The sequence below is a fragment of the Brevibacillus panacihumi genome (assembly GCF_003710985.1).
GTDB lineage: Bacteria > Bacillota > Bacilli > Brevibacillales > Brevibacillaceae > Brevibacillus > Brevibacillus panacihumi.
Map to the genome: position 1 here is coordinate 16,606 of NZ_RHHT01000026.1, position 25,951 is coordinate 42,556.

At 51.7% G+C, this 25,951-nt stretch carries 32 protein-coding genes and 1 riboswitch; of the genes, 13 read left to right on the plus strand and 19 right to left on the minus strand.

From position 1 onward, the window contains the following. Positions 1-25: 25 nt before the first annotated feature. Positions 26-610 (minus strand): PilZ domain-containing protein, encoded by a 585-nt coding sequence (locus EDM58_RS11695; RefSeq protein ID WP_246000690.1) that lies wholly within the window; start codon positions 608-610, stop codon positions 26-28. A gap of 153 nt (positions 611-763) precedes the next feature. On the opposite strand from EDM58_RS11695, the gene EDM58_RS25690 reads away from it, so the two are divergent. Continuing rightward, positions 764-937, plus strand: coding sequence for a YlaF family protein (locus EDM58_RS25690; protein ID WP_023556306.1), 174 nt, complete (start codon positions 764-766; stop codon positions 935-937). Positions 938-949: 12 nt separating this feature from the next. Here EDM58_RS25690 and EDM58_RS11700 read toward each other — a convergent pair whose 3' ends face one another. The 3 genes from EDM58_RS11700 to EDM58_RS11710 form a co-directional block, all read right to left on the minus strand. Beyond that, positions 950-2,005: a tetraprenyl-beta-curcumene synthase family protein gene (locus tag EDM58_RS11700; protein WP_122913508.1), complete on the minus strand. Its 1,056-nt coding sequence runs from the start codon at positions 2,003-2,005 to the stop codon at positions 950-952. Positions 2,006-2,075: 70 nt separating this feature from the next. Then, complete coding sequence (locus EDM58_RS11705) at positions 2,076-2,993, minus strand: response regulator (RefSeq protein ID WP_122913509.1); 918 nt, start codon at positions 2,991-2,993, stop codon at positions 2,076-2,078. A gap of 6 nt (positions 2,994-2,999) precedes the next feature. Then, the gene (locus EDM58_RS11710) at positions 3,000-4,286 is read right to left on the minus strand and encodes a sensor histidine kinase (protein WP_122913510.1); all 1,287 of its coding nucleotides are present in this window, start codon (positions 4,284-4,286) and stop codon (positions 3,000-3,002) included. 143 nt (positions 4,287-4,429) lie between these two features. On the opposite strand from EDM58_RS11710, the gene EDM58_RS11715 reads away from it, so the two are divergent. Genes EDM58_RS11715 through EDM58_RS11725 form a run of 3 tightly spaced genes read left to right on the plus strand, consistent with a single transcriptional unit; the run spans position 4,430 to position 7,931 of the window. Continuing rightward, on the plus strand, positions 4,430-5,443 hold the full coding sequence (locus EDM58_RS11715; RefSeq protein ID WP_122913511.1) for a TAXI family TRAP transporter solute-binding subunit: 1,014 nt from the start codon (positions 4,430-4,432) through the stop codon (positions 5,441-5,443). 7 nt (positions 5,444-5,450) lie between these two features. After that, positions 5,451-5,981, plus strand: a complete 531-nt coding sequence (locus tag EDM58_RS11720) for a DUF1850 domain-containing protein (RefSeq protein WP_122913512.1) — start codon at positions 5,451-5,453, stop codon at positions 5,979-5,981. Then, positions 5,982-7,931: a TRAP transporter permease gene (locus EDM58_RS11725; RefSeq protein ID WP_122913513.1), complete on the plus strand. Its 1,950-nt coding sequence runs from the start codon at positions 5,982-5,984 to the stop codon at positions 7,929-7,931. Positions 7,932-8,011: 80 nt separating this feature from the next. Here the strand turns inward: EDM58_RS11725 and EDM58_RS11730 are convergent, their stop codons facing one another. Then, on the minus strand, positions 8,012-8,923 hold the full coding sequence (locus tag EDM58_RS11730; RefSeq protein ID WP_122913514.1) for a CvfB family protein: 912 nt from the start codon (positions 8,921-8,923) through the stop codon (positions 8,012-8,014). Between the two features lie 155 nt (positions 8,924-9,078). On the opposite strand from EDM58_RS11730, the gene EDM58_RS11735 reads away from it, so the two are divergent. After that, positions 9,079-9,855 carry an undecaprenyl-diphosphate phosphatase gene (locus tag EDM58_RS11735; RefSeq protein ID WP_122913515.1) on the plus strand — a complete coding sequence of 259 codons (777 nt, stop codon included), beginning with the start codon at positions 9,079-9,081 and terminating at the stop codon, positions 9,853-9,855. A gap of 133 nt (positions 9,856-9,988) precedes the next feature. On the opposite strand, the gene EDM58_RS11740 is transcribed toward EDM58_RS11735, so the two are convergent. Both EDM58_RS11740 and EDM58_RS11745 read right to left on the minus strand, forming a co-directional pair. Next, positions 9,989-10,195, minus strand: a complete 207-nt coding sequence (locus EDM58_RS11740) for a hypothetical protein (RefSeq protein ID WP_122913516.1) — start codon at positions 10,193-10,195, stop codon at positions 9,989-9,991. A 78-nt stretch (positions 10,196-10,273) separates the two neighbouring features. Continuing rightward, a complete protein-coding gene (locus EDM58_RS11745) occupies positions 10,274-10,609 on the minus strand; it encodes a toprim domain-containing protein (RefSeq protein ID WP_122913517.1) in 336 nt (111 codons plus the stop codon). Between the two features lie 153 nt (positions 10,610-10,762). Between EDM58_RS11745 and EDM58_RS25695 the strand changes: the two genes are divergently transcribed. From EDM58_RS25695 to EDM58_RS11755, 3 genes are all read left to right on the plus strand, one after another. Next, the gene (locus EDM58_RS25695) at positions 10,763-10,915 is read left to right on the plus strand and encodes a hypothetical protein (RefSeq protein WP_183187490.1); all 153 of its coding nucleotides are present in this window, start codon (positions 10,763-10,765) and stop codon (positions 10,913-10,915) included. A gap of 122 nt (positions 10,916-11,037) precedes the next feature. Then, positions 11,038-12,294, plus strand: coding sequence for an MFS transporter (locus EDM58_RS11750; RefSeq protein WP_246000691.1), 1,257 nt, complete (start codon positions 11,038-11,040; stop codon positions 12,292-12,294). A gap of 117 nt (positions 12,295-12,411) precedes the next feature. Continuing rightward, the gene (locus EDM58_RS11755) at positions 12,412-13,755 is read left to right on the plus strand and encodes an ammonium transporter (RefSeq protein WP_122913518.1); all 1,344 of its coding nucleotides are present in this window, start codon (positions 12,412-12,414) and stop codon (positions 13,753-13,755) included. 27 nt (positions 13,756-13,782) lie between these two features. Here the strand turns inward: EDM58_RS11755 and EDM58_RS11760 are convergent, their stop codons facing one another. The 8 genes from EDM58_RS11760 to EDM58_RS11795 all read right to left on the minus strand — a co-directional run bounded on the left by EDM58_RS11760 (position 13,783) and on the right by EDM58_RS11795 (position 20,401). Further along, complete coding sequence (locus tag EDM58_RS11760) at positions 13,783-14,103, minus strand: hypothetical protein (RefSeq protein ID WP_122913519.1); 321 nt, start codon at positions 14,101-14,103, stop codon at positions 13,783-13,785. A 64-nt stretch (positions 14,104-14,167) separates the two neighbouring features. Then, the gene (locus tag EDM58_RS11765; protein WP_122913520.1) at positions 14,168-14,893 is read right to left on the minus strand and encodes an MOSC domain-containing protein; all 726 of its coding nucleotides are present in this window, start codon (positions 14,891-14,893) and stop codon (positions 14,168-14,170) included. A gap of 15 nt (positions 14,894-14,908) precedes the next feature. Next, positions 14,909-15,715 (minus strand): NAD kinase, encoded by an 807-nt coding sequence (locus EDM58_RS11770; RefSeq protein ID WP_122913521.1) that lies wholly within the window; start codon positions 15,713-15,715, stop codon positions 14,909-14,911. Between the two features lie 114 nt (positions 15,716-15,829). Further along, on the minus strand, positions 15,830-16,231 hold the full coding sequence (locus EDM58_RS11775; RefSeq protein WP_023556323.1) for a YugN family protein: 402 nt from the start codon (positions 16,229-16,231) through the stop codon (positions 15,830-15,832). A 130-nt stretch (positions 16,232-16,361) separates the two neighbouring features. After that, positions 16,362-17,312 carry a hypothetical protein gene (locus tag EDM58_RS11780; RefSeq protein WP_122913522.1) on the minus strand — a complete coding sequence of 317 codons (951 nt, stop codon included), beginning with the start codon at positions 17,310-17,312 and terminating at the stop codon, positions 16,362-16,364. 79 nt (positions 17,313-17,391) lie between these two features. Continuing rightward, positions 17,392-18,528: a glycine oxidase ThiO gene (thiO, locus tag EDM58_RS11785; RefSeq protein WP_122913625.1), complete on the minus strand. Its 1,137-nt coding sequence runs from the start codon at positions 18,526-18,528 to the stop codon at positions 17,392-17,394. A 102-nt stretch (positions 18,529-18,630) separates the two neighbouring features. Further along, positions 18,631-18,746: riboswitch (TPP riboswitch) on the minus strand. A gap of 64 nt (positions 18,747-18,810) precedes the next feature. Continuing rightward, the gene (locus EDM58_RS11790) at positions 18,811-19,053 is read right to left on the minus strand and encodes an excisionase family DNA-binding protein (RefSeq protein ID WP_023556326.1); all 243 of its coding nucleotides are present in this window, start codon (positions 19,051-19,053) and stop codon (positions 18,811-18,813) included. Then, positions 19,043-20,401 carry a glucose-6-phosphate isomerase gene (locus EDM58_RS11795; RefSeq protein WP_122913523.1) on the minus strand — a complete coding sequence of 453 codons (1,359 nt, stop codon included), beginning with the start codon at positions 20,399-20,401 and terminating at the stop codon, positions 19,043-19,045. Before EDM58_RS11795 ends, EDM58_RS11790 begins: the two co-directional genes overlap by 11 nt. Before the next feature lie 185 nt (positions 20,402-20,586). On the opposite strand from EDM58_RS11795, the gene EDM58_RS11800 reads away from it, so the two are divergent. Genes EDM58_RS11800 through EDM58_RS11810 form a run of 3 tightly spaced genes read left to right on the plus strand, consistent with a single transcriptional unit; the run spans position 20,587 to position 23,804 of the window. After that, the gene (locus EDM58_RS11800; protein WP_122913524.1) at positions 20,587-21,864 is read left to right on the plus strand and encodes an efflux RND transporter periplasmic adaptor subunit; all 1,278 of its coding nucleotides are present in this window, start codon (positions 20,587-20,589) and stop codon (positions 21,862-21,864) included. A 30-nt stretch (positions 21,865-21,894) separates the two neighbouring features. Continuing rightward, positions 21,895-22,614, plus strand: coding sequence for an ABC transporter ATP-binding protein (locus EDM58_RS11805; protein WP_122913525.1), 720 nt, complete (start codon positions 21,895-21,897; stop codon positions 22,612-22,614). Further along, positions 22,611-23,804 (plus strand): ABC transporter permease, encoded by a 1,194-nt coding sequence (locus tag EDM58_RS11810; RefSeq protein ID WP_122913526.1) that lies wholly within the window; start codon positions 22,611-22,613, stop codon positions 23,802-23,804. Before EDM58_RS11805 ends, EDM58_RS11810 begins: the two co-directional genes overlap by 4 nt. Positions 23,805-23,859: 55 nt before the next feature. Here the strand turns inward: EDM58_RS11810 and EDM58_RS25700 are convergent, their stop codons facing one another. The 3 genes from EDM58_RS25700 to EDM58_RS11815 are packed head-to-tail and all read right to left on the minus strand — an operon-like array spanning position 23,860 to position 24,496. After that, positions 23,860-24,027: a hypothetical protein gene (locus tag EDM58_RS25700; protein WP_183187491.1), complete on the minus strand. Its 168-nt coding sequence runs from the start codon at positions 24,025-24,027 to the stop codon at positions 23,860-23,862. Between the two features lie 50 nt (positions 24,028-24,077). Further along, on the minus strand, positions 24,078-24,215 hold the full coding sequence (locus tag EDM58_RS25705; protein WP_183187492.1) for a hypothetical protein: 138 nt from the start codon (positions 24,213-24,215) through the stop codon (positions 24,078-24,080). Continuing rightward, the gene (locus EDM58_RS11815; protein ID WP_122913527.1) at positions 24,215-24,496 is read right to left on the minus strand and encodes a DUF3886 domain-containing protein; all 282 of its coding nucleotides are present in this window, start codon (positions 24,494-24,496) and stop codon (positions 24,215-24,217) included. Before EDM58_RS11815 ends, EDM58_RS25705 begins: the two co-directional genes overlap by 1 nt. 131 nt (positions 24,497-24,627) lie before the next feature. On the opposite strand from EDM58_RS11815, the gene sspK reads away from it, so the two are divergent. Continuing rightward, the gene (sspK, locus tag EDM58_RS11820) at positions 24,628-24,759 is read left to right on the plus strand and encodes a small acid-soluble spore protein K (protein ID WP_007724732.1); all 132 of its coding nucleotides are present in this window, start codon (positions 24,628-24,630) and stop codon (positions 24,757-24,759) included. A gap of 46 nt (positions 24,760-24,805) precedes the next feature. Here sspK and EDM58_RS11825 read toward each other — a convergent pair whose 3' ends face one another. Then, positions 24,806-25,366, minus strand: coding sequence for a glycosyltransferase family A protein (locus EDM58_RS11825; RefSeq protein ID WP_246000692.1), 561 nt, complete (start codon positions 25,364-25,366; stop codon positions 24,806-24,808). A 156-nt stretch (positions 25,367-25,522) separates the two neighbouring features. On the opposite strand from EDM58_RS11825, the gene EDM58_RS11830 reads away from it, so the two are divergent. Beyond that, complete coding sequence (locus tag EDM58_RS11830; protein ID WP_122913528.1) at positions 25,523-25,855, plus strand: DUF3905 domain-containing protein; 333 nt, start codon at positions 25,523-25,525, stop codon at positions 25,853-25,855. Positions 25,856-25,951 lie beyond the last annotated feature (96 nt).

Sequence of the window (25,951 nt, forward strand, 5' to 3'; positions counted from 1 at the left end):
GCAGTTTGGAGTAATGACTTCTCGCTTATTCGATGGGAATGCCGCGGCGCTCCTGCAATTGCCGGTGCAAAATGTATTTTCGCAGGTTGTGAAAATGACGGGCACTAATCCCTTTGATCGTGCAGCCATAATGATGATACGAGCCGACGAGACGGGTGTGAATGACTTGCAGCTCCACCTTGATTACCCCATCGGGGCGATTGCGGCCATACAATTCCGCCGAGAAAAAAAACGGTTGGTCGATCGGCAATTCCTTTCTAGTGCGAAATGCCAATCCACCCAAGCTCAGATTCTGCAGATCTACCATCTGATTGCTCAGCGACAACAAGGAGGAGGGCTCCTGTGTACGGTACTGGAGCCACCCTTTTATCTCCATGTCAAATCGCGGATAACGTCGGCGCTGTTCGCGAAACTCCGTAGCTGTCGGAGAATGGAACAAAAAGAGCTTGTTTTTCTCCCTGGCTACCACGACCGCTTCAAAGGTAGAAATCGTCTCATAATCAGGGGTGAGCAAACACCGGATCTGATCGCCTACCGTTACCTCGGTTTCGTCGGAAAAGAGGGCTTCGATCAAATCTCCCTCTTCATAGGTAACGATTCCTTCTACCATGCGACTTCCTCTTTTGATTTGAATCATACTTTCCATATGAAGGTCTCCACCAATTCACTCAATAATGTACCGGGTTTTCCGGAAACTTACTTGGACGTTTTTCTCGGAAATTAGGTATAATGATAGCATTGACAGATAGGAGGTTGCAGACCGATGAACCGATATCAATTGGTTACACTCGCCTTAGCCATTTGCGTAACCGCCTGTCTCATCGGAGTGGGCATTTCCATTGGAGAACAAAGCACCTTGGGCATCATCGGCTGCCTTGTTGCTGCCTTTGCGCTGATGGGATTCGGCTTTTCGTACAAACGCAAGCACTTGCGTTGATCCCTTTTTGCGTTAACGACGGACAAGAAGGCTGTTCACGTAAAAGAGGACGGCAGGCAGACCTTTTGCCTGTTTGAGCAGTTTTTTGGCGATCGAGTAACTGCGCGGCTGTGTTCGATTTACTTTGCGATCCGCGAGATAAAAGGCCACCAGCCCGTCCGCAATCATACGGTGAAACGCAGGATTTGGCAAGCGTCTGACGCTTGCCTTCGCTTGTTTTATGAAATATTGCAAGCGCTCCGTCGCCTCTTGCTCAGATTCGTAATAAGAGACAAAATTCAGATCTCCCCCGAGACGGTCCTCCTCCAGATCAATCAGGTAATCCAGCAGGATATGCAAGCCGCAAAGCCAGGGAAAATAAGCCCCGCACACTTCGTCGATCACATCCTGCTCCAGGTCCGCCTGCGTCGCGAGGCAGAACAAGGCGAATATGCCAATCGTCGAGCCTGTCACAGCAGCGAACTCCTGCCATTGCAAATGACTATGCTGCCATTTATGCTGATCCCACCAATCCAGGAGCTTTGCCTCCCGCAATGCTGGGTCGATATGCTTGTACACTTGCAGATCACTGTACAGCCGGGAAAACAGCAATACCTGAGGCTGGATCTTCTCATAGGCCGGCAATTGTGCGGCGTAATGCTGGCAGGTTTGCACCAGCCCCGCCAAAAAGCCGCCATCCTCTTGATCCTCGCGATACTGATAGTAGTTGCGCAATGGAGCACCAGGCGTCAAGGCGTCCTGCATCGACACGTGCAGCTGCCGAAAATCTTCAGGGTCCAGTGAGGTGCTGCGGTCGCACAGATTATCCAGGTAATCGCTGATGGTCTGATACGCGACGATCAGCGGGACGATGGTTTCGACCTGTTCGACCACCTGCGCGGCGTACACACATCCCCCTTGGCAATGGAATTTTTTGGAATCCATACTAGCCAAAGCTTGCTTTCTCAATTCCAAGTTGGGAATTGCCTCGGCCCTTTTGTACCAGGCAGCGAACTCCCGCTCCAAAACAGGCTGTACATATCGATAGACGCGGTATAGCAACTGCCACGGATTCCGCAGTTCACTCACGAAAGTTCCCCCCCAACACAACAATAGTGTTATCTTATCACATTTGTTGACTCGGACCAAAGGAACCCCGTTAGATCTCCGTACGCCTTTTCGCTTCGATGTAGAGCACGAAAATGAATTTTTTCGTGTTGATTTTCGCGTTTGACATCCCGTTGTCTTTCTTGCTCTCCAGCTCCATCATCCGCTTGCGAACCTCGACGAAATCAAAAAACGTGGCGGCGTAGCTTTCGAACTTCGGATTGCTGTAATCGGTAAGCCCCAGGGACGCCAAGTGTGTCAAAGCCTGGTAGATGGCCCTGCGCACGCGCTGTTCAGCTGCCTTCACCTCTTTGTTGATCGCAGCCGTATTCGTGGTGTTCAGCTTCTCGGTAGCGACACTCATGAATATCTCTTTTAATGAAGGAAAGCGACTGTGGCCCGAGTTGCTTTTTTCCCAATGATGCAAATAATCCATCATTGCCAACAGGTCTTTGCTTCCGTTTTCGCTGATCATCCCCAGTTCCGTAAGCAAAAACTTGGCAGAGGCAAAAAAGCTGGAATCTGATTCGGGCCCTTTTTTGACAGGCTGTGCATGCCCGGACAACACGCTTAAAGAACGCTGAATACCCTCGATCGACTGTTGCAAAAGCAAGCGTTCCTTTACTTTTTGCAGGACGCTGATGACCTCCAGCCGATTGATCGGCTTGGTCACATAATACTCGATCCCGTGGGAATACGCCTCGGCGATCATTTCCTTCGTCTCGATCTGCGAGAGCATCACGATTTTGCCTTGGTACCCTCTCAGATGGCGAACCGTCTCCAATCCGTCCCGATTCGGCATCAGCAGATCGATGAGGAGAATGTCGACCCGCTTCCATTCCAGAAAATCGAGATCGATGGTCGTGCCATCCTCCGCTTCGCCGCAGATCTCTCCCAGATCCGCGTCTTCAATGATTTGCGCAAGCATGGAACGGATTGCCGGATCGTCATCAACAATGAAAAAACGCATCTTCCATCACCCTTTTTGAACGAGACTGACGTGGGGCAGGCGGATCGTAAACACAGTGGCGAAATGTTCTGCCTGCTCAGAAATCTCGATTTGTCCATTCAGATTGTCTACGACTTCCTTTACATAGCAAAGGCCGATCCCTGTAGAAGGCTTCCCTGACACATCGTACTTCGTCGTATAACCCGGCATGAAAAGCAGCTCTTTCTCCTTGATCGAGATTCCCGGACCATCATCGCCGATGGAAAACTGGATCCATCCAAGCGTCTCGTCCAAGGTAGCCACGAGGGAGACCATGCCTTTGTTTTCTATCGCCTCCACCGCATTGGCGACGAGGTTGTTGACCAACGATAGAGTGGTATAGATGTGACAAGCCAGATAGGGAATGTCCACATTCACCTCAAAACGGATGTCTTTCCCCAGCATGCGCGCGTATTTTTCCTGTCCCCGCACGATGATCGAGATCAATTCGCCAAGCGGCATGTAATCCCGCTCATTTTCATCCGAAATCAGCTTGGACAGCCCGGCATAGATCCGCTGGTTATCCTTTTTCACCTCATGCACCTGGCCGGCAATCATCAGCATTTGACGGGCAAACCGATCTTTTTCGGACTCCCCTGAAAGCTCTTTCATATCCCGATACAGCTCATAGCAATCACGCGTGATGTCTTCCACCTGCTGCAGGGTCTTTTTTAAATGAATGGATTCTTCGTACAGATTGGAAATGAGCATGAGCATCCGTTCATTTCGATGCCGCTGCTCCTCCTTGGTCCAGATCGCCTGGCGCAGTTTAATCATGTTAAAAAAACTCAGAACAAAAAAGCATCGGATCAAGGCGATCACAGCAATCGGTCCGATGACAGATGGCTGGACCACAGACAACAGCGAAGGTGCCCGAAAAGAAAGCTCCACCAGATTGGCGAGAATTTCCGCCAACGTGCCAAGCAAGCCTACCAATAAGGGACGATGGTGCAGGTCATTGACACGGAAGAGAGAGAACAAGCCTGCAAACGCCGCATAGAAAAAGAAGGCAGGCATATGCTGGTGAAGGGATGCGCTCCACAAAAAATCTTCCTGATTGATCCCATCCAGGAAAACCCGAAACAGGACAACTACGGCTCCTGTCAAGCATCCAGCGAGCAAGGAAGGCCGCAGCCACAACATAAAGAAGAAAAAGGCCGTAGTGCCGAAGCTGACGCGAAAATCATCCTGAAACGGATGAAACTTCAGCTCTCCTGCGATTGGCACAGCAATCAGCATGATGAACAAAATGAAGAAGCTCTCTCTGTAGCGCATGGTTCATTTCATCCGTTCTTTCTATTAGGATCTTATCCATTTTACTATATTTTTTTATAGATTTTTGTAGTTTTTTATAGGCAGAAACATACAATAGTCGGTGAACGCATGTTCAATGAGCAATATAGATAGGGGGAATTCACTTGAAAAAACGCAGTTTGCTTCTCTCATTAACGTTACTCCTTACTGTTTCCTTGGTCACTGCCTGTGGCGGCGGCGGCAGCAATGCTGGCGGCAATGCGGGCGGAGATGCTGGCGGCAGCAGCGCTGGCGGCAGCAATGATCCTAGCCAACTGATCGTCGCAACGGGCGGTACAGGCGGAACTTACTACCCGCTGGGCGGCGGCATGGCTGACCACATTACCAAAAATGCAGGCGTAACCGCAACGGCACAATCGACCGGAGCTTCTGCCGAGAACGTTCGTCTTCTGCGCGACAAGCAAGCAGAAATCGCCTTTATTCAAAACGACATCGCAGAATATGCAGTAAACGGAACCGCAATGTTCGAACAAGACGGAAAAATCGATGCATTCCAAGCATTGGGCTCTCTCTATGACGAAACGATTCAGATCGTCGTGGCAGCAGACAGCAACATCAACAGTGTAGCGGATCTGAAAGGCAAACGCGTCTCCGTCGGTGCCCCAGGAAGCGGTACAGAAATGAACGCTCAGCAAATCCTGGAAGCGTACGGCCTGAAGTTTGAAGATACACAATTGCAACGTCTCTCTTTTGCTGACTCCGCAAAAGCGATTCAAGACGGTCAACTGGATGCTGCCTTCCAGACAGCAGGAACACCGACTGCTGCGATCACCGAGCTGGCTGCGACGACAGGCGTAAAAATCATTCCGATCGATGCCGATAAAATTGACGCGATCATCGCCAAATATCCTTTCTATGTAAAAACAGTAATCCCTGGCAACACCTACAGCACGGTACCAAATGAAATCGCTACCGTTTCTGTAAAATCCATGCTGGTCATCCGCGCTGACCTGAGCGAAGATCTGGTGTACAAAGTAACCAAAGCCATCTACGAAAATACAGACAAACTCGGTCACGCAAAAGCAAAAGAGATCAAGCTGGAAAATGCGCTCGCTGGTGTAAGCATTCCTGTACATCCTGGCGCGAAGAAATACTTTGATGAAAAAGGCGTGAAATAAAGACTTCATGATTGCCCAAAAGCGAGAAGGAAGTCGGAAAAGGCGGACACGGCTCCGCCTTTTCTCCTTAACACTGCTTCTGTCCTGCATCGTCCTGTTGAACCTTCCTATCTTCCCTTCTCTGGTCATACGTGAATCCGCTTCCAATCATCTGGTGTGGAGCAGCAGAATCACTTCGGAACAAACATTTGGTTTGCGTTGGACTCATTCCATCCATCGTTCAGCCATCGAAGAGCTTTACCGCATCGAAGACGAACAAATCATATTATCCGAGATGAGTTTTCATGACTATGGAATCGGCATGGAGAACGACCTGGCCCCAGGCGAAGAACTTGTCGTCCGGGACGGTCTCTTTCGCATCCTCCATATGAATCGCATCTTTCCCGCTCTCCATCTGTTTACCGGACAGGTACGAGCTAACCATACATTGCTTTTCGCAGGAACCGAAATTCCACTGAGTTCCCTCATCAAACCCGGGTCGGCGATCACGATTCAGGTAGAAAAGCGATCCATTTTCCGTGAGATAGGAGGACACTAAATGACAACTTCCAACAACATGAGCCAGCAAGAGATGGATGACCTCATTGCCAAATACGACAAAGAATCTGCCGTCCGCCAACACGTTGGCCCGATGAAATGGATTACGTTTTGCCTGCTGGTTCTCTTTTCGATCTACCAGCTATCCTATTCGCTCTTCCTCACCATCCCGCCGCAAATCCACCGGCCGCTTCACTTGGCTTTCGGATTGGGCCTCATATACTTGCTCTATGCAGGGAGAAGAAAAAACAACGCCCAGAAAAAGGTCGGGATCGTCAACATCATCCTTTCTCTCCTCAGTATCGGGGTCTCGTTGTATTGGGTGATTGATTACGACAATCTCGTCTTGCGTACCGGGAACTACACCACAATGGACATGATCGTAGGTGGTCTTGCGATTCTGTTGGTGCTGGAGGCTGCACGTCGTGTCGTCGGATTGCCGATTACGATCATTGCATCTGTATTCCTTCTGTACACCTACCTTGGCCCTTACATGCCTGGCTTCCTGGAGCATCGCGGCAGCGGTGTGCAACGGATTATCGGGCACAGTTACTTCACCCTGGAGGGGATCTTAGGTACACCCTTGGCCGTTTCCTCCACATTCATATTTCTGTTCGTCTTGTTTGGCGCCTTTTTGGAAAAAACAGGTGTCGGGGAATACTTTAATGATCTCTCCCTCGTGATAGCAGGTCGTCGAATCGGCGGTCCCGCAAAGGTAGCGGTTTTCTCCAGTGCCCTGCAAGGAACGATCAGCGGCAGCTCTGTCGCAAACGTCGTGACCTCCGGTGCCTTCACGATTCCCATGATGAAACGGCTTGGTTATCGTCCTGAATTTGCGGCTGCCGTAGAGGCATCTTCCTCCACAGGCGGACAAATCATGCCCCCGGTGATGGGCGCTGCGGCCTTTTTGATGGCCGAATTTATCGGTGTTCCTTACATGGAAATCGTAAAGGCTGCTGCATTGCCAGCGATCCTTTACTTCGTTGGCATCTGGATTATGACCCACTTTGAGGCAAAACGCCTGGGACTTCGCGGTTTGAGCAAAGAAGAATTGCCTGACAAAAAAGAAGTATTGAAAAAAGCATATCTGCTGTTGCCGATTGTCATCATCATTACAGCTCTTATGATGAATATTTCCGCAGAGCGTTCGGCGATCATCGGGATCGTCTCTTGTGTGGTCGTTGGTGCTTTCCGCAAAGAGACTCGCATGTCGATCACAGATATTTTGGAAGCATTCGCTTCGGGGGCTAAAGTCGCACTTGGCGTCGTTGCTGCCACCGCTTGTGCTGGTATCATCGTCGGTACAGTCACGTTGACTGGTATCGGACTCAAATTGGCTAACGGCCTGATCGATTTGGCTGGCGGAAACCTCTTCCTTACCCTGTTCTTCACCATGATCGCTTCCTTGATTCTGGGTATGGGAACACCGACAACAGCGAACTACATCATCACTTCGACAATCGCCGCACCTGCTCTGGTAAAACTGGGCATCCCAGAGGTTGCCGCTCACATGTTTACGTTCTACTTCGGAATCGTTGCTGACATCACACCTCCAGTGGCGCTGGCTGCCTTCGCGGCCTCCGGTATCGCCAAGTCAAAGCCGATGCGAACGGGCGTGGAGTCAACAAGGCTGGCCATCGCTGCCTTTATGGCTCCGTACATTTTCGTCGTATCGCCGGCGCTGCTGCTCATTGACACCACGTTCCTTGGATCGGTTTGGGTCATGATTACTTCTATCTTGGGAATGATTGGTGTAGGGGCCGGACTGATTGGCTTCTGGATGAGCAAAATGAATCCGCTGGAGCGTATCCTGGCTATAGCAGGCGGAGTCCTTGCTGTCATTCCAGGCATCGAAACAGATATCGCTGGTATTACGCTGATCGCCTTGTCTTTCGCATTTTCTTACTACAAATCGCGCAAACTCAAGCAAGCTGAGCAAGTTTCCCTGTAACGACACGAGAAAAACCCTCCCAAGTGCCGGGCCGTCGAAAAACGGCCTCCGCTGGGAGGGTTCTTTCTATTGCATGCTTTTTACTCACCATGTTCACTGTGAATCATGCGTGTCCAGCCATCCACCTGCTCGACTCGCCTTTCCTTCATCAGCTTGCCCAGAGCGCGCTTGAAGCTGGATTTGCTCATGTCGAATTTCTCGCGGACCACATCGGCTGGCGTATCGTCCGTATACGGCATCGCCCCGTCCCGATTGATCAGATAACGCAGCAGCTTTTCCGCGTCCTCCCCGTACTGGACCTCCTTGCGCTCCCTCATCGAACCGTTGAGCCTGCCGTCTTCCCGCACAAAGCTCACCCGGCAGCGAACCGATTGCCCGAGACGCAGCCTCTCTGTCATCTCATCCCGATGGATAAACAGGATGTGATCCTCATCCGTCAACAAAAAGGCTCCGGCTTGAATCACCTTGTAGACCGTTCCTTCTACCTGCTTGTTCTTCATCGTCTGATCGGCAGGCACTGCAATCTGTCCGACTTCGGCTTCCGTCACCGGCTTGGCCAACATCCTTCCCTTCGGATCCCGCTTGATCGCCACCAGCAAGCGGTCACCCGGACGCGGCCATTCATCCCGCAGCTTCGGGAGGTCGTCTATAAATACAAGCAAGTGCTTGTTGATCCCATTGTCCAAAAAGATCCCCATACGCGAGGAGAGATCCACCACTTCCAACCATCCGTATTCATCCAGGCCCACGTACGGCATGGCCATCGTTGCTGCCAATCGATCTTCGTGATCATGGTACAAAAAGACTTCGACTTCTTCCCCGCTTTCGAGCGGTCCATCTGCTTCGTTGCGGTGGAGAAAGACCTCCTCTCTGCCGTCGGTCAGAAAGTATCCGATCTCCTTCTTGCGGGCTACCCGCATTTTCAGGATCATGCCTGCCTGCAAATCTCGACTGGGAGCCTTGGTCCGTACTGGTCTTCTGCCTCTATCCATCGTTTCGTTTCCTCACTCTCATCTCTATTCCATTAAAATACCACAACTTTTTCCTGCGACCAAGGCGGCTGTCCCCTAAAATAGGCAAGTCTTGCACAATGGGACATACATATGACAATATCGGACCCTTTAAACGATAGGAGTGACGTCGCATTATGCTGCTTTTACTGGAATACATCTTCCTTGGCATCGTTCAGGGCTTAACCGAATTTTTGCCCATCTCCAGCACCGGCCATCTCGTTTTGTTTCGCAAGCTGTTCGGCCTCAGCGAGATCGGACTGCTGTTTGATACGATGCTTCACTTCGGGACATTGATCGCCGTCATCGTCGTATTCTGGCCAGAGGTCAGGCAGCTGATCGCCAATCCTACCAGCAAGCTGGCCCGCTTGCTTGTGGTAGGGACCATACCCACAGCGGTGATCGGACTCGCTTTCGAGGATTACTTCGAGGAAATCTCCCGTACCGGCGTCACGATCGGCTGGGAATTTCTTGCGACAGGAGTGATTCTTTGGACCGTCGAATCCATGCGCAAGGGACATCGCCGGTTTGAACAAATCAACTACACCGATGCCCTGATCATCGGCACCTTGCAAGGAGCGGCCATCCTTCCTGCTATCTCACGCTCGGGACTGACCATCGCGGGTTCCCTGTTGCGCGGAATCGACCGGGCGGATGCGGCGCGTTTTTCCTTTTTGCTCTCCCTGCCAGCCATCCTGGGCGCATGTACCCTGCAAACCGTCAAACTGACGCAAAATCCGCTCGACACTGCTACGCTGATTCCCATGATTGTCGGGACATTTTTCGCAGCAGTCGCGGGCTACTTCGCCATTCGCTGGATGCTGAGAATTATCAGCACCGGCTCGATGAAGGGATTTGCCGTCTACGTCTGGATTCTGGGCGGAATCATTCTTGGATTGCAATACCTGGGGTAATCTTGATCCAGCTGTAGTGGTGGGGAGGAAAAAGGAGAAAACGCTCCAGGCGGGTTGGGATCTTTGCTTACTGGTCATCCCTGGCCGGCTGCACTCCAAATCATATAAGAAAGCCGGCTTACGTACAGCCGACTTACTTGCTTTCTTCCTTGTCTGGGTATCTGCTGGCAATCAGTTTGCCGACCAGAAGGATAATGCCGTAAAAAGCGGTCGCCAACAAAGATGTCGCGAGCCAAGTGTCCGTGCCTAGTACCAAATAAAGCAAGGCATGAGCCACAAAGATCCCGAGCAGCCACCACCAGATGTTCATGCGGTTGAAAAAGGTCGCAAAACCACGCATTCGACTGCACCTCCAGCTATCTCTACTTCTTGTTATAGCCGAAGGGAGGTCATTTTATCCCCTGCTCGCATGTTCCATTCAAGGGTATTCGACTGCAAAGCCTGCCCGCTCCAAAATCTCAGCCAAAACATCCAATGGAGTCCGTGCCACCTCTCCGTACACCTTTTGAGTATGGAGATGCATCGCGTCGGGAAGATCTGCTGCCAGTTGCTTTCGCAATTTTATTCCGCTTTCATCTTCATCCGTAAACAGGTAGACCTCATCCGCCTCTTCCGTCAAAAGAGCAAGCTGCTCCGCCTTTTCCGTACTGTAAGTGCCGTAGGTGCAATAAATCGTGACGGGTTCTGCGAGAACCTTGAGCAATCGCTCCCGGTCCGTTTTTCCCTCCACGATCAAGATGCAGTCCGCTGCCATCTCTTTTTCCCCTTTTCGCCATAAACTCTCACCTTCAGTATACTTGTTGTCTCTTCCTCAAGCACGCGATTGCGGGAAACATGTGGATGTGTACGCAAGCTTCCAATTTGGCATGGTAATAAGGAAGCCGACAAGAAAAGGAGATCTCCCGCCATGGCCAAATGGAAAAGCGCAAAGAATCTAAACCAAAAAGGGTTGGCTGTAACCGGCCTGACAAGCAGTACGGTAGCCGATGACACCCATACCGAAGACAATCAAGGTACCGCGAAACAGCATCAAAATCAGCAACAACCTCGCCAATCCTGATTTTGTGTGTTGAAAAGAAGCCTGCCCAGCAGTGCTTCTTTTCTTTACTTCGGACTGCGTTCCTGATACGCTAGTAAAAAATATTTTTCTGAATATTGCCAAGAGACGGAGAGAAAATCAACGTGGAGCTATCTCTATGGAGAAATCGTTCATTTCTGAAACTATGGTTCGCACAGATGACCGCCAATATCGGCGATCAATTTTACAGCTTCGCTTTGCTTTGGTACCTGTTGCAAGCAACGAAATCCGGAACAGCGTTAAGTCTGCTCGTCATCCCGGAAATGGTGGCAGGTCTGCTCTTTTTTCTCGTTGGAGGGGTTCTTGCCGATCGCTACAATCCTCGCTTGCTCATGGTTGGATCGGACCTGGCCCGCATTCTCGTTGCGATCGCAGTTGGCATCATGGCGGCGGTTGGGATTGAGCAGTTTTCCTTTTTTCTTCTCGCGCAGTTCCTGCTCGGGCTGTTCTCCAGTCTGTTCCAACCCGCACGTACTGTTGCTCTCAAGGCAATTGTGCCAATAGAACAGCTCAGTCGTGCCAACGCGATTCTGGATACGACATTTCGGACCATTCGCATTCTTGCTCCCATGACCATCGGCTTGCTTTCTTCCCTTGTACCCTTGTCTGCGCTTTTCTTCGTCAATGCCGGAAGCTACCTGTTCTCCGTCTTCTTTGTCTATGCCATAAGCGAATCACTGGAACCTCTGCATAAAGACAGCACTCCTGTCAAAATGACCCCTTCCCAGTACATCAAGGATATAGGTATGTGCATGACAGAGTTAAAGCGTAATCATTTGCTCTTTTTGATTCTTGTGTTCAGCAATGTGGGTTTTCTCGTTTGGATCGTGTGTTGGAATGTTGGCTTTCCTTTTTTGGCGGAAGGCATGGCACAAGGCGATGGCAGTCAGCTAGCTGTGCTGATTGGCAGCTACGGCATCGGCAACCTGTTCGGCAGTCTCTACATGGCAAGGGCTGTTTATCACCGTCACCTCTTGGTCATTTTGATCGGATGGGCGATTCAGGCGGGCGGTTTTCTGTTTTTGGCTCTCGGAACAGAGTACCACTGGCTGGCCTATGTCGCTGCCGCAGTCGCTGGCATTGGAGGGCCATTAATCGGGATTCCTACCGTTACTGCGATCCAGACCAAGGCAACGACCAGCAACACAGGCAAAATATTTTCCATCAACATGCTCATGTTTACGTTCTTCAGCATGCTGTCCAGTATTTTAGGGGCGATTTGGCTGGGGAAATGGCCCGTCGAACAGCTATTTCTCGTCAGTGGGCTTTTTCTTGTAAGTTTAGCTGCCATCGGATTTGCCTGGGAACGAAGCATTGAACAACACTCCCACCAACAGCAAGCAGACCAATCCTCTTCTTAAAGGAGAAAGATTGGTTTTTTTCTGAAAAAGGAATTGCAATCCTCTTATTCATGTCATATAATCTGACGTATAGAAAATAAATGTTAGATATTCTAACATGAAAAAGGAGTGGATTGAATGGAACCGACTTTAGAAGATGTATCTTCCGCCATCGATTCTACATGGGTCATGGTATCTGCCATCCTGGTGATCATGATGCAGATTGGATTCGCTTTGCTGGAGGCAGGCTCAACCCGGATGAAAAATGCCGGCCACATCGCCGGCAAGACCGTCCTTACTTTCGGTATCTGCTCCATCGCCTTCTGGTCTCTCGGATTCGGGCTTACCTTTGGCGATGGCAACTCCCTCATCGGTCTTACCGGATTTTTCTTCGACGGTTCTGCGGAACAAGCAGCCGCATCTTTCTCCAACTTCTCCGGAGCTTCTGTCCCGATCACGATTCTCTTTTTGTTCCAGCTGGCATTCGCCGCTGTTTCGCTAGCAATCGCCTGGGGCGGGTTTGCCGAACGGGCGAAGCTTTCGGTCTACTTCATTTTCAGTATTTTGTTCACCGTGTTGATCTATCCCGTGGTTGGTCACTGGGTATGGGGCGGCGGTTGGCTGGCAGAACTGGGGATGCAGGACTTCGCAGGTTCTACTGTCGTTCATTTGCAAGGTGCTATCGTAGCCTTGGTAGCCACACTCCTTTTGAAACCCCGGATCGGCAAGTACAATCGCGACGGCAGCTCCAATCTGATTCCGGGTCACAATCAGGTATACTCCGTGCTTGGCGTGCTTTTCCTGTGGATCGGTTGGTTCGGGTTCAATGGCGGTTCTACACTGGGTGCCTCAGATGGTTTCTTCGGCTATGTCGCCGTCACCACCAATCTCGCTACAGCTGCCGGAGCCATCGCTGCTCTCGCCATCTCCTGGATCGTCATGGGCAAGGCGGATATTCCCAGCATGCTGAACGGCGTCCTCTCAGCCCTGGTCGCTATCACAGCCTCCTGCGCTTTCGTCGATCCCTGGGCAGCAGTCGTAATCGGAGCTGTGTCAGGTATTCTGACCTTCTATACTTCTGTTTGGTTTGATCGCATGGGTATCGATGATCCAATCTTCGCCTTCTCCGTTCACGGGATGGCAGGCATATGGGGAACCTTGTCCACGGGGCTGTTTGCCACACCTGCCCTCGCAGAAAAAGTGGGAGTCGGCGGTGCAGGCTTGTTCTACGGCGGGGGTTTTCATCAATTGGGGATTCAGGCACTCGGACTGGCAGGCTCGATCGCCTATGTCTTCGCCGTATCATACATTGTGCTGGCTGCATTGAAAGCCATCATGGGACTTCGTGTATCTCGCGAAGAAGAGCTCGTAGGCCTCGACGTCAGCGAACACGGAATCTATGGCTATCCCGAGCTTCTGCAGCCCGGACGTGTACAACAACCGGCTGCAAGCCCAAAAAGCATCGCGCAAGTATCAAACTAACGATTTTCAATCGCTATGATCGTCCCATCAAGGGAAATCAGCGGGGATCGCTTCTTTCGAATAATAACGAACCATTTTTCCCTTCATTCGTGCATACTCGATCTCTCTTCTCGTGCTGCTGCCGATATAACCATCGACATCGATCACAAATATTTCATCGGAGAGATCTATTTTCTTCAGATGCAAGTCACCCAATAATTCGGCTTGCTCTTGTGTCAAATCAAAGCCTTCGCTTTGTTCAAAAAACGCTAAACTAATCACGATGTTTCCTTGAAGGGTTAGGTGTGCATTGACTTGTTCGAATTGCTTCTTGAACTTTGTCGATCCGCATAGCGTGATGATTTTCATGCCATCCTCCTATATTTTTATATAAAAGCTGACCCACATCATCATCGGGTCAGCCCTTTTTTTACTATGTTCCTAACACATACACGGAATCTCCCACGGCAACGCGACCCTGGCGAATGACGGAGGCGTATACACCGAAGTGATTGTCATGCCGCTTGGCGCAGGTTTTTAAAATTGCAGCATTCATCATAAGGGTATCGGGGTCAATATTGACGTACATGCAGCGGTCGCAGTGCTTGTTCACCTGGAGCAGGACATCGTTGACCTGGATTTGCTTGCCGATCCATTTATCCTCGGCAAACGGTTCATCGTCATCCAGCACAATGACCAGATTGCCGCGAAAACGCCTTGGGTCCAGCTCATCGACCTCAGCCAGCCGCGCAATTTCCCGCAGAGAGGCATCCGTCACCAGCAGAATATGGTCCTCCCAGTTTTTTCCTCCCTCCTGAGGAACACTTCGCTTCGGCGTGATCGGCCGCTTCGCCGTCTGTGCCACATGCTCAAACAAGGCATCCTCCCAGACGAACGTGCTTCCGTCCCGGGCCACCACATGGACTTGGGGGTATTGATCGTCTTCTGTGGCCTTCTCCTCCAGAACCGCCTCATACCCCAGGAGCGCCGGAACCACGTCTGCACTCAAATATTTGCCGTTGCGAGACTCATCAAGAAAATAGTATCCGCGATCCCCGTACAATCCGAAGCTGTCTACCTGGCATTCTGTCAGTTGCTCTCCACGCATCGCCTTCACCGGATGGCGAAAAATGCTTTGCAAACTTCCTACTCTCCTCATCTTCCCCTCTCCCCCTTAACGACTACCCGTGATAAACGAATTGCGGACCCTGCTCCAAAACGTCAGCTTTTTGTACCGGGCAAATTTGACCTTGTCTTGTCCCACCCTGCAAATAATGGATCGTACATTTTTCCATACGCCATGCTCGCGGTCCAGACCGATCATGATCTCCGGGTTCATCACAATCAATTCTACTGTGTGATGCTTGGGCAGCACCAGCGAGCTGTTGATCGTGCGGTATGCCTGGTTGTTGATGGACGCGATCTCGGATAGCTGAATCGCTTCAATGGACGGGTGCACGATGGCGCCATCTACTGCCTTGTTATAGGCTGTGCTTCCGGACGGCGAGGAGACGATCAGCCCGTCTCCGCGAAAGGTCTCCAGCTCATCCCCGTTGATGTTGACGCAGGCCACGAGGGTGGACAAGGAAGCATTGCGCACAACCAGCTCATTCAAAGCCCATTTATGATACACCTGTCCGTCACCAGTCGTAATTTGACATTGGACGGTCGGGTATTCGGCGATGAACGGCTCTTTTTGTTCCAGCAGCATGGTGACGAAGTCGTCCAGCTCATCCGGCCGCCAATCCGCATAAAAGCCGAGATGACCCGTATGTATGCCTACGTAGGTCGGCTGCATGCCGTATTGATGGACCGCCTCCAGCAAAGTTCCATCTCCGCCGATGGAAAGTACCATATCCGGATGTTCATCCGGCCCCGTGACGAAGGTGTACATGCTTCCTGCTTCCTTCAGTTTATCCTTTAATCGCAGTTCAACTTCCCGCGTATAGTCGTCATTTCGCAGTACAGTTGCAATTTTCATGCTGATCGGCCCTCTCTTTTATCCGCAATCGCTCTATCGTTTTTCTCAATATACCACAGGAAAAAGAAGGATGCATGGCAGCGAACAAAAAAGCGAGCCAAGACAGGCCCGCCACTACTCCAGAATCGCTTCTACATGCTTGACAACCTGCTCTGCTTGCTTCATCCACCTGTCCTCGACTTCTGCATCCTTGTCGACAGGCTCCTGAAATTGGTTGACCATCGCAGAAGCCACCGACGCATTCACAAGATCCTGCTCCACCCCTGTCTGGTACACATGTTTAATCACAAAGGGAGTACCCATTTCCAGCCACGCATCCGGACTGTCCAGTTCGCCTTGCAGGACTTTGACCGGCAGACGAAGATAGACCATTCCCTGCTCGTCCAGCATGCAGTCGAAGTAGCCATGCTCATAATCCCAGTTCGCCAGTGTAAAGTCTGGTTGGAGCGCTCCTTGAATATAGCCATACGTTCCTCTTGTGCCTGGCAAGCTGCTGTTGTGAATTTCTCTCATCATGGATCCCTGCCTTTCCCTGTTTCCTCCTGGTAGTGTGTGCCGTCAAGCCTTGTTGTACTCCTTCCTTGGCTCCATAGGAAAAAGCCCTGCCAAAACAAGTTCTGGTCAAGGCTTCCCGAAAGGTCTGTTTTTAAATCAGAACGATGGATAGGAGCGTAAACAAGGCAAGCGGAATAATCTTGCGTCCGCGACGACGACGCCGTTTGCGCCGAACCTCAGGAGCGATCAAGACAGGGCCGGCATGCGGAGGAAACGGTGGCGGCGGTGGTGGTGGTGGCGGCGGGCAAACGTAGTAGCAGTTCGGCGGCGGTGGAAATGGTCCCGGGAACGGTGCGGGGAAGGTTTGATAAGGACTTACGGCTTGAAAAGGCTTCGATTCCGTGCTTGGACTGACTGCTTGTGGTACGTTTTTGCCAGCGAAGGGACTTACACTTTCCTTCCCAGAAAAAGGGCTTACTTTTGAAGAAGGCGCGTTTTTCCCTCCAAAAGGGCTGACCGAGCTTTGCGGCGCATTTTTTCCGCTGAAGGGACTCAGCATCGTATTCGGCGGTGCAGGCCGATTGCTGCTGCCTTGCGGATATCCTCCTGTATAGGGATAGGTTGGCGTATAACCGTATGGATTTTCATCGCCATACGGAGAAATTCCGGAATATGGCGGAAATCCAGGATAGGGATTGTAGCCAGGATAGTTGGGGTAACCGCCATATCCTCCATATCCACCAAAACCGCCTGGATCTCCATACCCCCCAAATCCTCCGTATCCTCCATAGGGATATCCGCCGCCGTATGGCTGAAACGGACTTCCCCACTCTCCAAAAGAAGTACGACTGGCTACGTGCCGCGTCGGCAGTTGCTCCTCGTAGTCGTAGTCGTCCTCTTCCTCCTCTTCCTCGACCTCAATGTATACGTTGTGCTCGTCATAATCGACGATCACCCCTTCAAATACCTGTCCATCAATGGCCTCGATGCGCACTTTTTTCTCAGCATGCTCCTGGCAGATTTCATGCACCGACTGCCGCATATCCTTGATCATGCTGACCAACTGGACATCTGCCTGGAACAGGCTTTTATCAGACTGCATGGAAACTCCTCCCCTTCTGGTGTTTCTTTATTACCATATACAGGTGCCCAAGGGGAGGTGTGTTCTTTTCCCAGTGATCCTAGCCCATTTTGCTGGGTACCGGCACAGCAGTGTCCGTCAGAAATCTGCCGGGCGAAAAAGGCATCAGCCGTTCTTGATTCCCGGTCTCCAGCCAATCTGCCATTCTTTTCGCCGTAACCACAGACAGCAGAATCCCATTGCGAAAATGGCCGCCGGCAAGCGAAATGCCGCGTAAGCCAGGTATTTCTCCCATAATCGGCTTGCCATCAGCCGTCGCTGGCCGAAGCCCGCCCCACGCCTCCAAAAATGCAGCCGCATGCAGTGCAGGCACATAAGGCAAGGCCCCCTGCAGGACATGGGCAAGACCCGAAAGCGTCACTTCACGTTGAAAGCCGCTTTCGTCCTCCGTGGCCCCGATCACGATTCTTCCGTCCTTTTTGGGCGTCAAGTAGCCGGAAGAACCGAAAATGACCGTACGCAACGGAATCCCGATCGAGGATACGGCAGCAATCTGGCCGCGAACGGGACGCACGGGAATGGACACATCGAGCATCTGCATCATGATCCCTGCCCAAGCCCCCGAGCATATGACGGTGTGATCCGCATAGATCCGCCCAGAGGATGTCTCCACGCCCTCTACACAGCCTGCACGGTGCAGCAGCTTGCTGACGACACAGCCGCTGCGCAGCTCGACTCCCAGCTTGCGGCACGCCGTCACCAAGGCCCGAAGCAAGAAGCGATTGTTGATATGGCCTTCCCCTGGGGAATATATCGCTGCTACAGCTTGATCCGTGAGCAGCGGCTCCACTTCTTGCAGTTCTTTTCCTCGCAGCCAGTGCACGTCATGTCCCGCTGCCTTTTGCCACAGGTATTTCCTGTAAAAGGCTTCTTCCTCTTCCTCATCCAGCGCGACCGTAAGCAACCCCTCCAGGCTTAGCTGGACATCTCCTCCTGCTATCGCCTGCAATTCCTCCACCCAACGCGGATAGCGCTGCAAGGACTCCATTCCCAAATCAAGCAAGGGCCCCGCAGACTGAAATTCCTTCAGTGGAGCCAGCATTCCCGCCGCAGCCGACGATGCTTGTCCCCCCCAATCCCCCTGCTCTACAATCGTGACGGCCTTGCCTCTCGCTGCCAATTCGTACGCCAGACTCAATCCGATAATTCCCCCGCCTACTATCAATACCTTTCCCATGACGAAACTCTCCTTTGTCTGCCCCTTGTTCATAGCAAAAAGCCCACCTTCTCCCCGACAGGAAAAAGGTGGGCTCCCACGCATATACGATCGCTTTTATACGCTGTTCGCTCGCAACCATATCCCTGCGCCGGCATGATCCGGATCAGGTGCAATGGGTCGACGGTCATGGCTACCGTCCTCTCAGCCCCGCCTGCGGGACTCCCCAAGTTGCTGTGTTCTTATGCCATTTTCATCAGTATAGACCTCTGGCCGACTGGATGACAAGTGCCATCTGCTGCGTCAATCCTCATCCTTGTAGTCGTAGCTCTCCGGAATCGGCTCATAGCGCTGGATTTCTTCCCATTCCCGCAGCTTGCGAATTTCCTCCAGATGATGCTGGAATTGATCCTTGTTGATCAGGTATTCCCTGCCGTCGTGGACAGCACGGATCTTCCCTTCACGGATTTTTTCCATAATGTAGGATTCCGGCAATTCCAGATAGACGGCTGTCTCGCCAATCGTCAGGTACGTCTTATTTTCCACGCAATCTCACTTCCAGTTCTGCTTTTTGAAGCTCGTATCCAGGTTTGCCCAAGAGCGCCAGCATATTCGCTTTGTAAGCCTCCACACCCGGCTGGTCAAACGGGTTGATGCCCAAAAGATAGCCGCTGATGCCGCACGCCTTTTGGAAAAAGTAGAACAGGCCCCCGAGATAGTAGGCTGTTGCTTCCGGGATCTCCACCACGAGATTGGGCACGCCGCCGTCCACATGAGCCAGCATCGTTCCCGCGAATGCCTTCTGATTCACTTCATTCATCGTCTTGCCCGACAAGAAATGAAGACCGTCGACTTCCTCGCCATCCGGCTGGATCCGGACATCTATCGCAGGACGCTTCACCGAGATAACCGTCTCAAACAACAGACGCATCCCGTCCTGTATGTATTGTCCCAGCGAATGCAAATCAGCGGAAAATTCGGCCGAGGCAGGGAACAGCCCTTTGCCCTCCTTGCCTTCTGATTCGCCAAACAGCTGTTTCCACCATTCGGCAAACGATCGAAAGCGCGGCTCGTAATTGACCACGATTTCCACTTGTTTTCCTTTGCCATAGAGGATGTTGCGAATCCCGGCGTATTGATAGCAGGCATTCTCCTCAATATCTGGCACCAGATAATTCATTCGGGCGTCAGCGGCTCCTTGCAGCAAGGCATCGATGTCTACCCCGCTTACTGCAATGGGCAGCAACCCCACAGGCGTCAGCACAGAGAAGCGTCCGCCTATGTCGTCGGGGATCGCAAAGGTCTCGTATCCTTCTCCATCAGCCAGCTTGCGCAAAGCACCTCTCGCTTTGTCTGTCGTGACATAGATGCGTTTGCGCGCCTCTTCGCGGCCCAGCTTTTTTTCCAGCCAATCCCGAAAAAGTCGGAAGGCAATGGCTGGCTCCAAGGTCGTGCCCGATTTTGAGATCACATTGATGGACACACGCTTTCCTTCCAAAACCTCCATCAGATGAGCCAGGTATACAGGGCTGATATTATTGCCCACGAAATGAATTTCCGGGGTGCTTCGCTTGGAGGCAGGCAACAAATTGTAAAAGCTGTGGTTCAAAAAATCAAGAGCTGCCTTGGCTCCAAGGCAAGAGCCGCCGATCCCTATGATCAGCAGCACGTCAGAGTCCGCTTGAATACGAGCCGCCGTCCGCTTGATCCGGTTGTATTCCGCACGGTCGTATTGTACGGGCCAATCCATCCAACCCAAATAGTTACTCCCAGGTCCCGTTCTTTTATGAAGCATCTCATGTGCCTGAAAAATGGGTTTCGCAAGCTTCTCCCATTCATCTGATTGGACAAAGGCGCGAGCGTGGGAGTAATCAAATCGAATTGCCTGGCTCATGGCTCCCCTCCAACGAACGTCATCTATTTCCTATCTTATCACGCAAAATCCTTGTAAAGTACCATCCGCCAAAACAAGACAAAATGCAACCGATCCCAAAAAGTGTAACGAATGGGCAGGTATTTCGTAGAAACATTTAGCTTTTGACGGCTGTTACTTTTTACTATGAAGCAAGGAGAATGAATATGAAAAAACGCTGGTGGATTATCGGATCCGTGGTCGTCCTCTTGGGTGTCGGGACAATCGGATTGAGTATGATGGGATCGCAACAAGCCATGGGCATGCCCGTTCAGATTGCAACACCAAGCAAATCCGCATTGGAAAGCAAAATCCTCACCTCCGGAATCGTCATCGTGGAGGACAAGCAAAAGCAGTATGCCAATGTTACCGGAATCTTGCGCGAGTTTGCCGTAAAAGAAGGCGACAAGGTCAAAAAAGGACAGATTATCGCCAAAATCGATACCTCTGACGTAGACAGCAGAATTCTCGACCTGGAAGCGCAAATTAGTCTGGCACAAGCCAATTTGGCAAAAGCACAGGCCGGGATGGAACCGGAAGAATTAGCGCAGGAGCAGGAACGCCTTGCGCAGGCCCAGCGCGAATACGACACCGCCAAAAAAGAGTACGACCGAATTCATCAACTGTTTGTCTCAGGCGCATCCACGCAACAGGAAGCGGATAAAGCGAAGTCGCAGCTGGACTCCACTCTCTCCTCTCTTGAGGTTGCCAAACAGCAGCTTGCGCTCAAGCAAAAAGGACCTCGCAAGGAAGAGATCGCATCTCATCAAGCGCAAATCAACAAGCTGCAGGTAGAAAGACAACAGCTGGAGAAGGAACGGGTGCAGAGCGTCGTCATCGCTCCTGCTGACGGAACGGTCATTGCAGTGGCCGCCGAGAACGGCCAGTATGTCAACAAAGGCACCGAGCTTCTTACGCTCGCCAACCTCGACAATCTGCTGATCCAGGCAGACATCAACGAATCGGATGTCAACAAGCTGAAGCTCGGTCAAAGCGCGACGATCGAAGGCGTCACCTTGGGAAAAGAAAAGCTGGACGCTGAGGTAACACGCATTTCCCCCATTGCTACGACGACCCAAAGCAGTTCCGGTCAAGGTGAAAAGACCCGCGTCAAAGTGATGCTCAAGCCCACCGGAGAGCTGTCTGCTCTAAAACCCGGCTTTCATGTAGACATCAATATCTCTGTCGAAAAAATCGACAATGCCCTGCAAGTTCCGATTGAAGCCATTCAACAGGACGAGAGCGGAAGCACATTTGTCTGGATAGCATCCAATGGAGTCGCGAAAAAACAACCAGTGGATACAGGAGTTGAAAATGAGCTTTTCTCCCACATCGAGTCAGGACTCAACGGCGAGGAGCAGATCATTTTGAGTCCAATCGATGGCCTAAGTGAAGGTTCACCGATCCTGCCGATGAATGGCAGCGCCGCGTCGGTCGGTATGTAAAATACTTAGCCAGAAAGGAGGTCTGCCGCGATGCTTCACGTAGAAGGCTTGAAGAAATCATACAAGACAGGCGATTCTGAGTTGCCGATCTTAAAAGGGATTTCTCTGCTCGTGGAAAAAGGCGAGTTCGTAGCCATTATGGGGCCATCCGGTTCAGGAAAGTCCACCTTTATGAACATGCTGGGCTGCCTGGATCGTCCCGACACGGGTACATACATGCTAGACGGAATCGAAGTAAGCAGCCTGAAGGACAGGCAGCTGGCTCATGTCCGCAATCAAAAAATCGGCTTCGTCTTTCAATCCTTTAATCTCTTGGCCCGCTCCACTTCCTTGCACAATGTGGAGCTGCCGATGATGTACGCCAAAATCAGCAAGGCAGAACGCCGCAACCGCGCTATCGAAGCGCTGAAGCGGGTTGGACTGGCAGAACGCATGCTGCATAAGCCCACACAGCTCTCCGGTGGTCAAAAACAACGGGTAGCCATTGCCCGAGCACTGGTGAACCGCCCTGCGATATTACTGGCTGACGAGCCGACCGGAAATCTCGACAGTCGCTCCGGTATCGAAATCATGGCCATGTTTCAGGAATTGCACGCGCAAGGAGTCACGATTATCCTGGTAACGCATGAATTGGACATTGCGCAGCACGCCGAACGGATCGTGACCTTCAAGGACGGCGTGATTATCCGGGATGAACGGGTTGCGGAACGGCTTTTTGCTGCTCCATCAGGCGAGGTGATTGTCACATGAACTTTTTGGAGAGCTTTCAGACAGCAGTAGAAGGCATTTGGGCCAATAAAATGCGCTCCAGTCTGACCATGCTGGGCATCATCATCGGAATTACCTCGGTCATTGCCGTCACGACCCTCGGTGAAGGCGGCCAAAGGGCGATCAACGAGGAGATGGAGAAATTCGGGCGAAACAACTTCAATATCTTCATCAATTGGGACACCAAGGAGGAGCATTCCAATGACGATCTGACAGTCGAGGATGCTGAGGTGCTCACAAAGATCAGTCCTGCTATCGAATATATCGTTCCGTACAATCCAAGTACGGTCGAAATGAAAGGCCCGAAAAAAGAAGAAAGAGTCAACCTGATTGCTACTACAGCAGATTATTTTCCGATGCTCAAGACGACAACCAAGCTGTCGAAGGGCCGTTTTTTCAATCATACGGACGACAAGGAGCAACGCGCGGTCGTCGTATTGGAGGAAGCGCTGGGCGCAAAGCTGTTCGGCCAGATCAATCCTATCGGACAACGAGTCCGCATGGGGAACAACTCGCTTGTCGTGATCGGGACATACACAGAAGAAAAGTTCAAGTTTGACATGGGTGCCGAAAGTTATGGTGCCTTCGTGCCGATCCGCTATTCGCAAAGTCTGCAGGAAGAACCTTATGTCCAGATGCTGATGGGCACAGCAGTCGATCAGGCCTCCATCGAGCCGGCGATGCAGCAGGCCAAGCAATATCTCAGCCGCAAGCATCAAAAGAAAGACCACTACATGGCCCGCTCCATGCAGGAGTCCGTCAATGAGTTCAATCAAGTGACAGGTACGCTGACCATCATCTTCAGTGTCATCGCAGGTATCTCGCTGGTGGTTGGCGGGGTAGGCGTGATGAACATTATGCTCGTCTCCGTCACGGAGCGGACGAGAGAGATCGGGATTCGCAAAGCTTTGGGCGCGCGAAGGAGCGACATCCTGATTCAGTTTCTGATCGAATCGGTGATCGTCTGCCTGATCGGAGGGTTGATCGGCGTCTTGTTCGGTCTGGGGATCGCTTCACTGATCGCCTATTTTGCCAATCTCCCGCCGATGCTCTCCTGGAACAGCGTCATCATTGCCTTTGCCTTCTCCAGCGCGATCGGGATTTTCTTCGGACTCTATCCGGCGAACAAAGCTGCCAAGCTGGACCCGATCGAAGCCCTTCGTTACGAATAATCAACATCTACAAAACATGCACCTGCGGCTTGGCTGCAGGTGCATGTTTTTAGGCTCAGGTATCTGTCATCAGCTTTAAAAGAAAAAAAAGTGCAATGCCAACGCTTGCAACGGTCCACCAAAGCAGTTTGCTATCGGTCTTGCCCGTCTTGTAGATGCCAATCAGCCTCCACGTACCGACCGAGACACAAAGGAGGCTGATCAGGAGCAGAAGTATCCCCATGACCTCCCTCCTTCCCTTCATTAACCTATATGGGAAAAGGGCGGAAATAATCACTTCTTCTCTCTCTTTTTCCCCAAGCGGCCGAGAACTTCGCGCCCGCGCTCCTTCACCTTGTCGTCATTGACTTGCAAGGGACGCTTTTTCATCATTCCGTTCTTCGAGGTGTCAGGGCGTTGATCTGCTCGCATCAGCTATACTTGCCCCCGCCTTTTTTGTCGTACTCCGCAAGCAGCTCCCCGAAGCTCTTGTTGCGTTCGCGCTCCTCCTGTTCGCGCCGCTTTTGCTCGGCAGCCTCCCGGGCCTGCCGCTCATTTTGCTCCTTGATCTCTTTTTCCAACTGCTTCAACTTGCCCAATGCATCTGCGTTGAGGATTTCTTTGACATTCAATCCATTGTTCTTCGCATCTGTCAGCTCCGCTTGCTGGTTGTGTGGACGCTGCTGCGGGTGACGCTTTTGCTTTTTCGCCATCTGGATCAAACCCTTCCTGTATGGATTTCCTTCATTCAATCGTTTCATTTGGGTCATACTACGGTCGTGCGCACGGTTTTGACCTCGTTGTGGTCGCACCGCGAGCCTGATTGAGTAGAGGAGGAGAAGACATGGTACGCAACAAGGAAAAAGACTTTGGAAAAACGGCGGAAATCCGCGGGCCCAAAGCTCAATCGGAAGCTGTCCGCTCAGACGGCTCCATCAATAGTGAACCACAAGAACGCTTAAAAGAAAACCGCTGATAGACAGGAAAACGCCGATCCGGCAGATTACGGGGATCGGCGCTTTTTATGTTGTTGGCGAAGAGTCACCGGATACAGCACGCGCTCTTGCTTCAGCACGGTCAGCTTGTCGACAAACTGGAAGTGAAGCCCGGCTTTCCATAGCCTGCGCCCCATATCCCGCTCCATCCCCGTGCGAATCAACGCTTGGAACAGACCTGCACGCAGCAAGGTTTCCCGGGGAACGGAGGCATGCTCTGTCGTAAACAAAGTCCAGTCCGAGCAGCGCCAGCTTGGGATCGTGCAGATGGGCCTGCATATGCGTGCCGATGAACTCCCGCGGCACCATCAGGTTGCTGGCCAGAAAAAGGACCAGGCTGCCGCGGCTTTGTACCACCCCTTCATTGACCAACCGATAAAAGGGCAATCTCCGTCGAAAGCGGACGTAGCGCAGCGAATAGTTGGCTGCAAACTGGGCGACCTTTTGCTGCGTATCGTCTGTAGAGGCATTGTCTATTACAATCACTTCAAAATCATCGAATGACGTTAATTGCAGATTGAGGCAAAACAAGGTATACAGGAGCTGATCAGCTACATCTCTCGTTGGTATCACGACGCTGGTAAGCATCTGATCTCCCCTTTTCTTGAATCACTTGCGTCTATCTGCATCTTATGCGCAAATCAGCATATTGGGCTGGGCGCAGCAGCGGCCGGACATGGTATAACACGGGTCTGCTTTACACATCCTACGATCAGAAAGCTGCGGAAAAGGAGGCCTGATCTCATGGACGAGAAGAAGAAGCAATCCATTGATGGCACGTTCCCACACCAAATCAGCGCACCTGACTACAAGACATCCCCCCTCTCGATCCAAGAACCATTTGTCAACGAATTCGGGGTCATCATCGGCGACAGCTTTTACGATTCAAAAAACTCTCCGCTGAATCAGTGGAGCACTGATACGGATCCCTCCGTCATGGCGGGCGACCGGTGGGTCCACCCGACCAACGACATCGGCTGGAACACGCGCGAGAACCGTGAACTGCTGGAAAACGAGCAATTCAAGGGAGCGAGATTCATGCACCCGACCTTGGATGTCAGCAAAGGAAAGGACTAGGATAAACTTCCCCCTTGCGCCCATTCGGCTCCATGCGAATGGGCGTCGTTCCATTTATGGTACAATAGAGAATGAAAACAACGAGAGGGGTTTGTC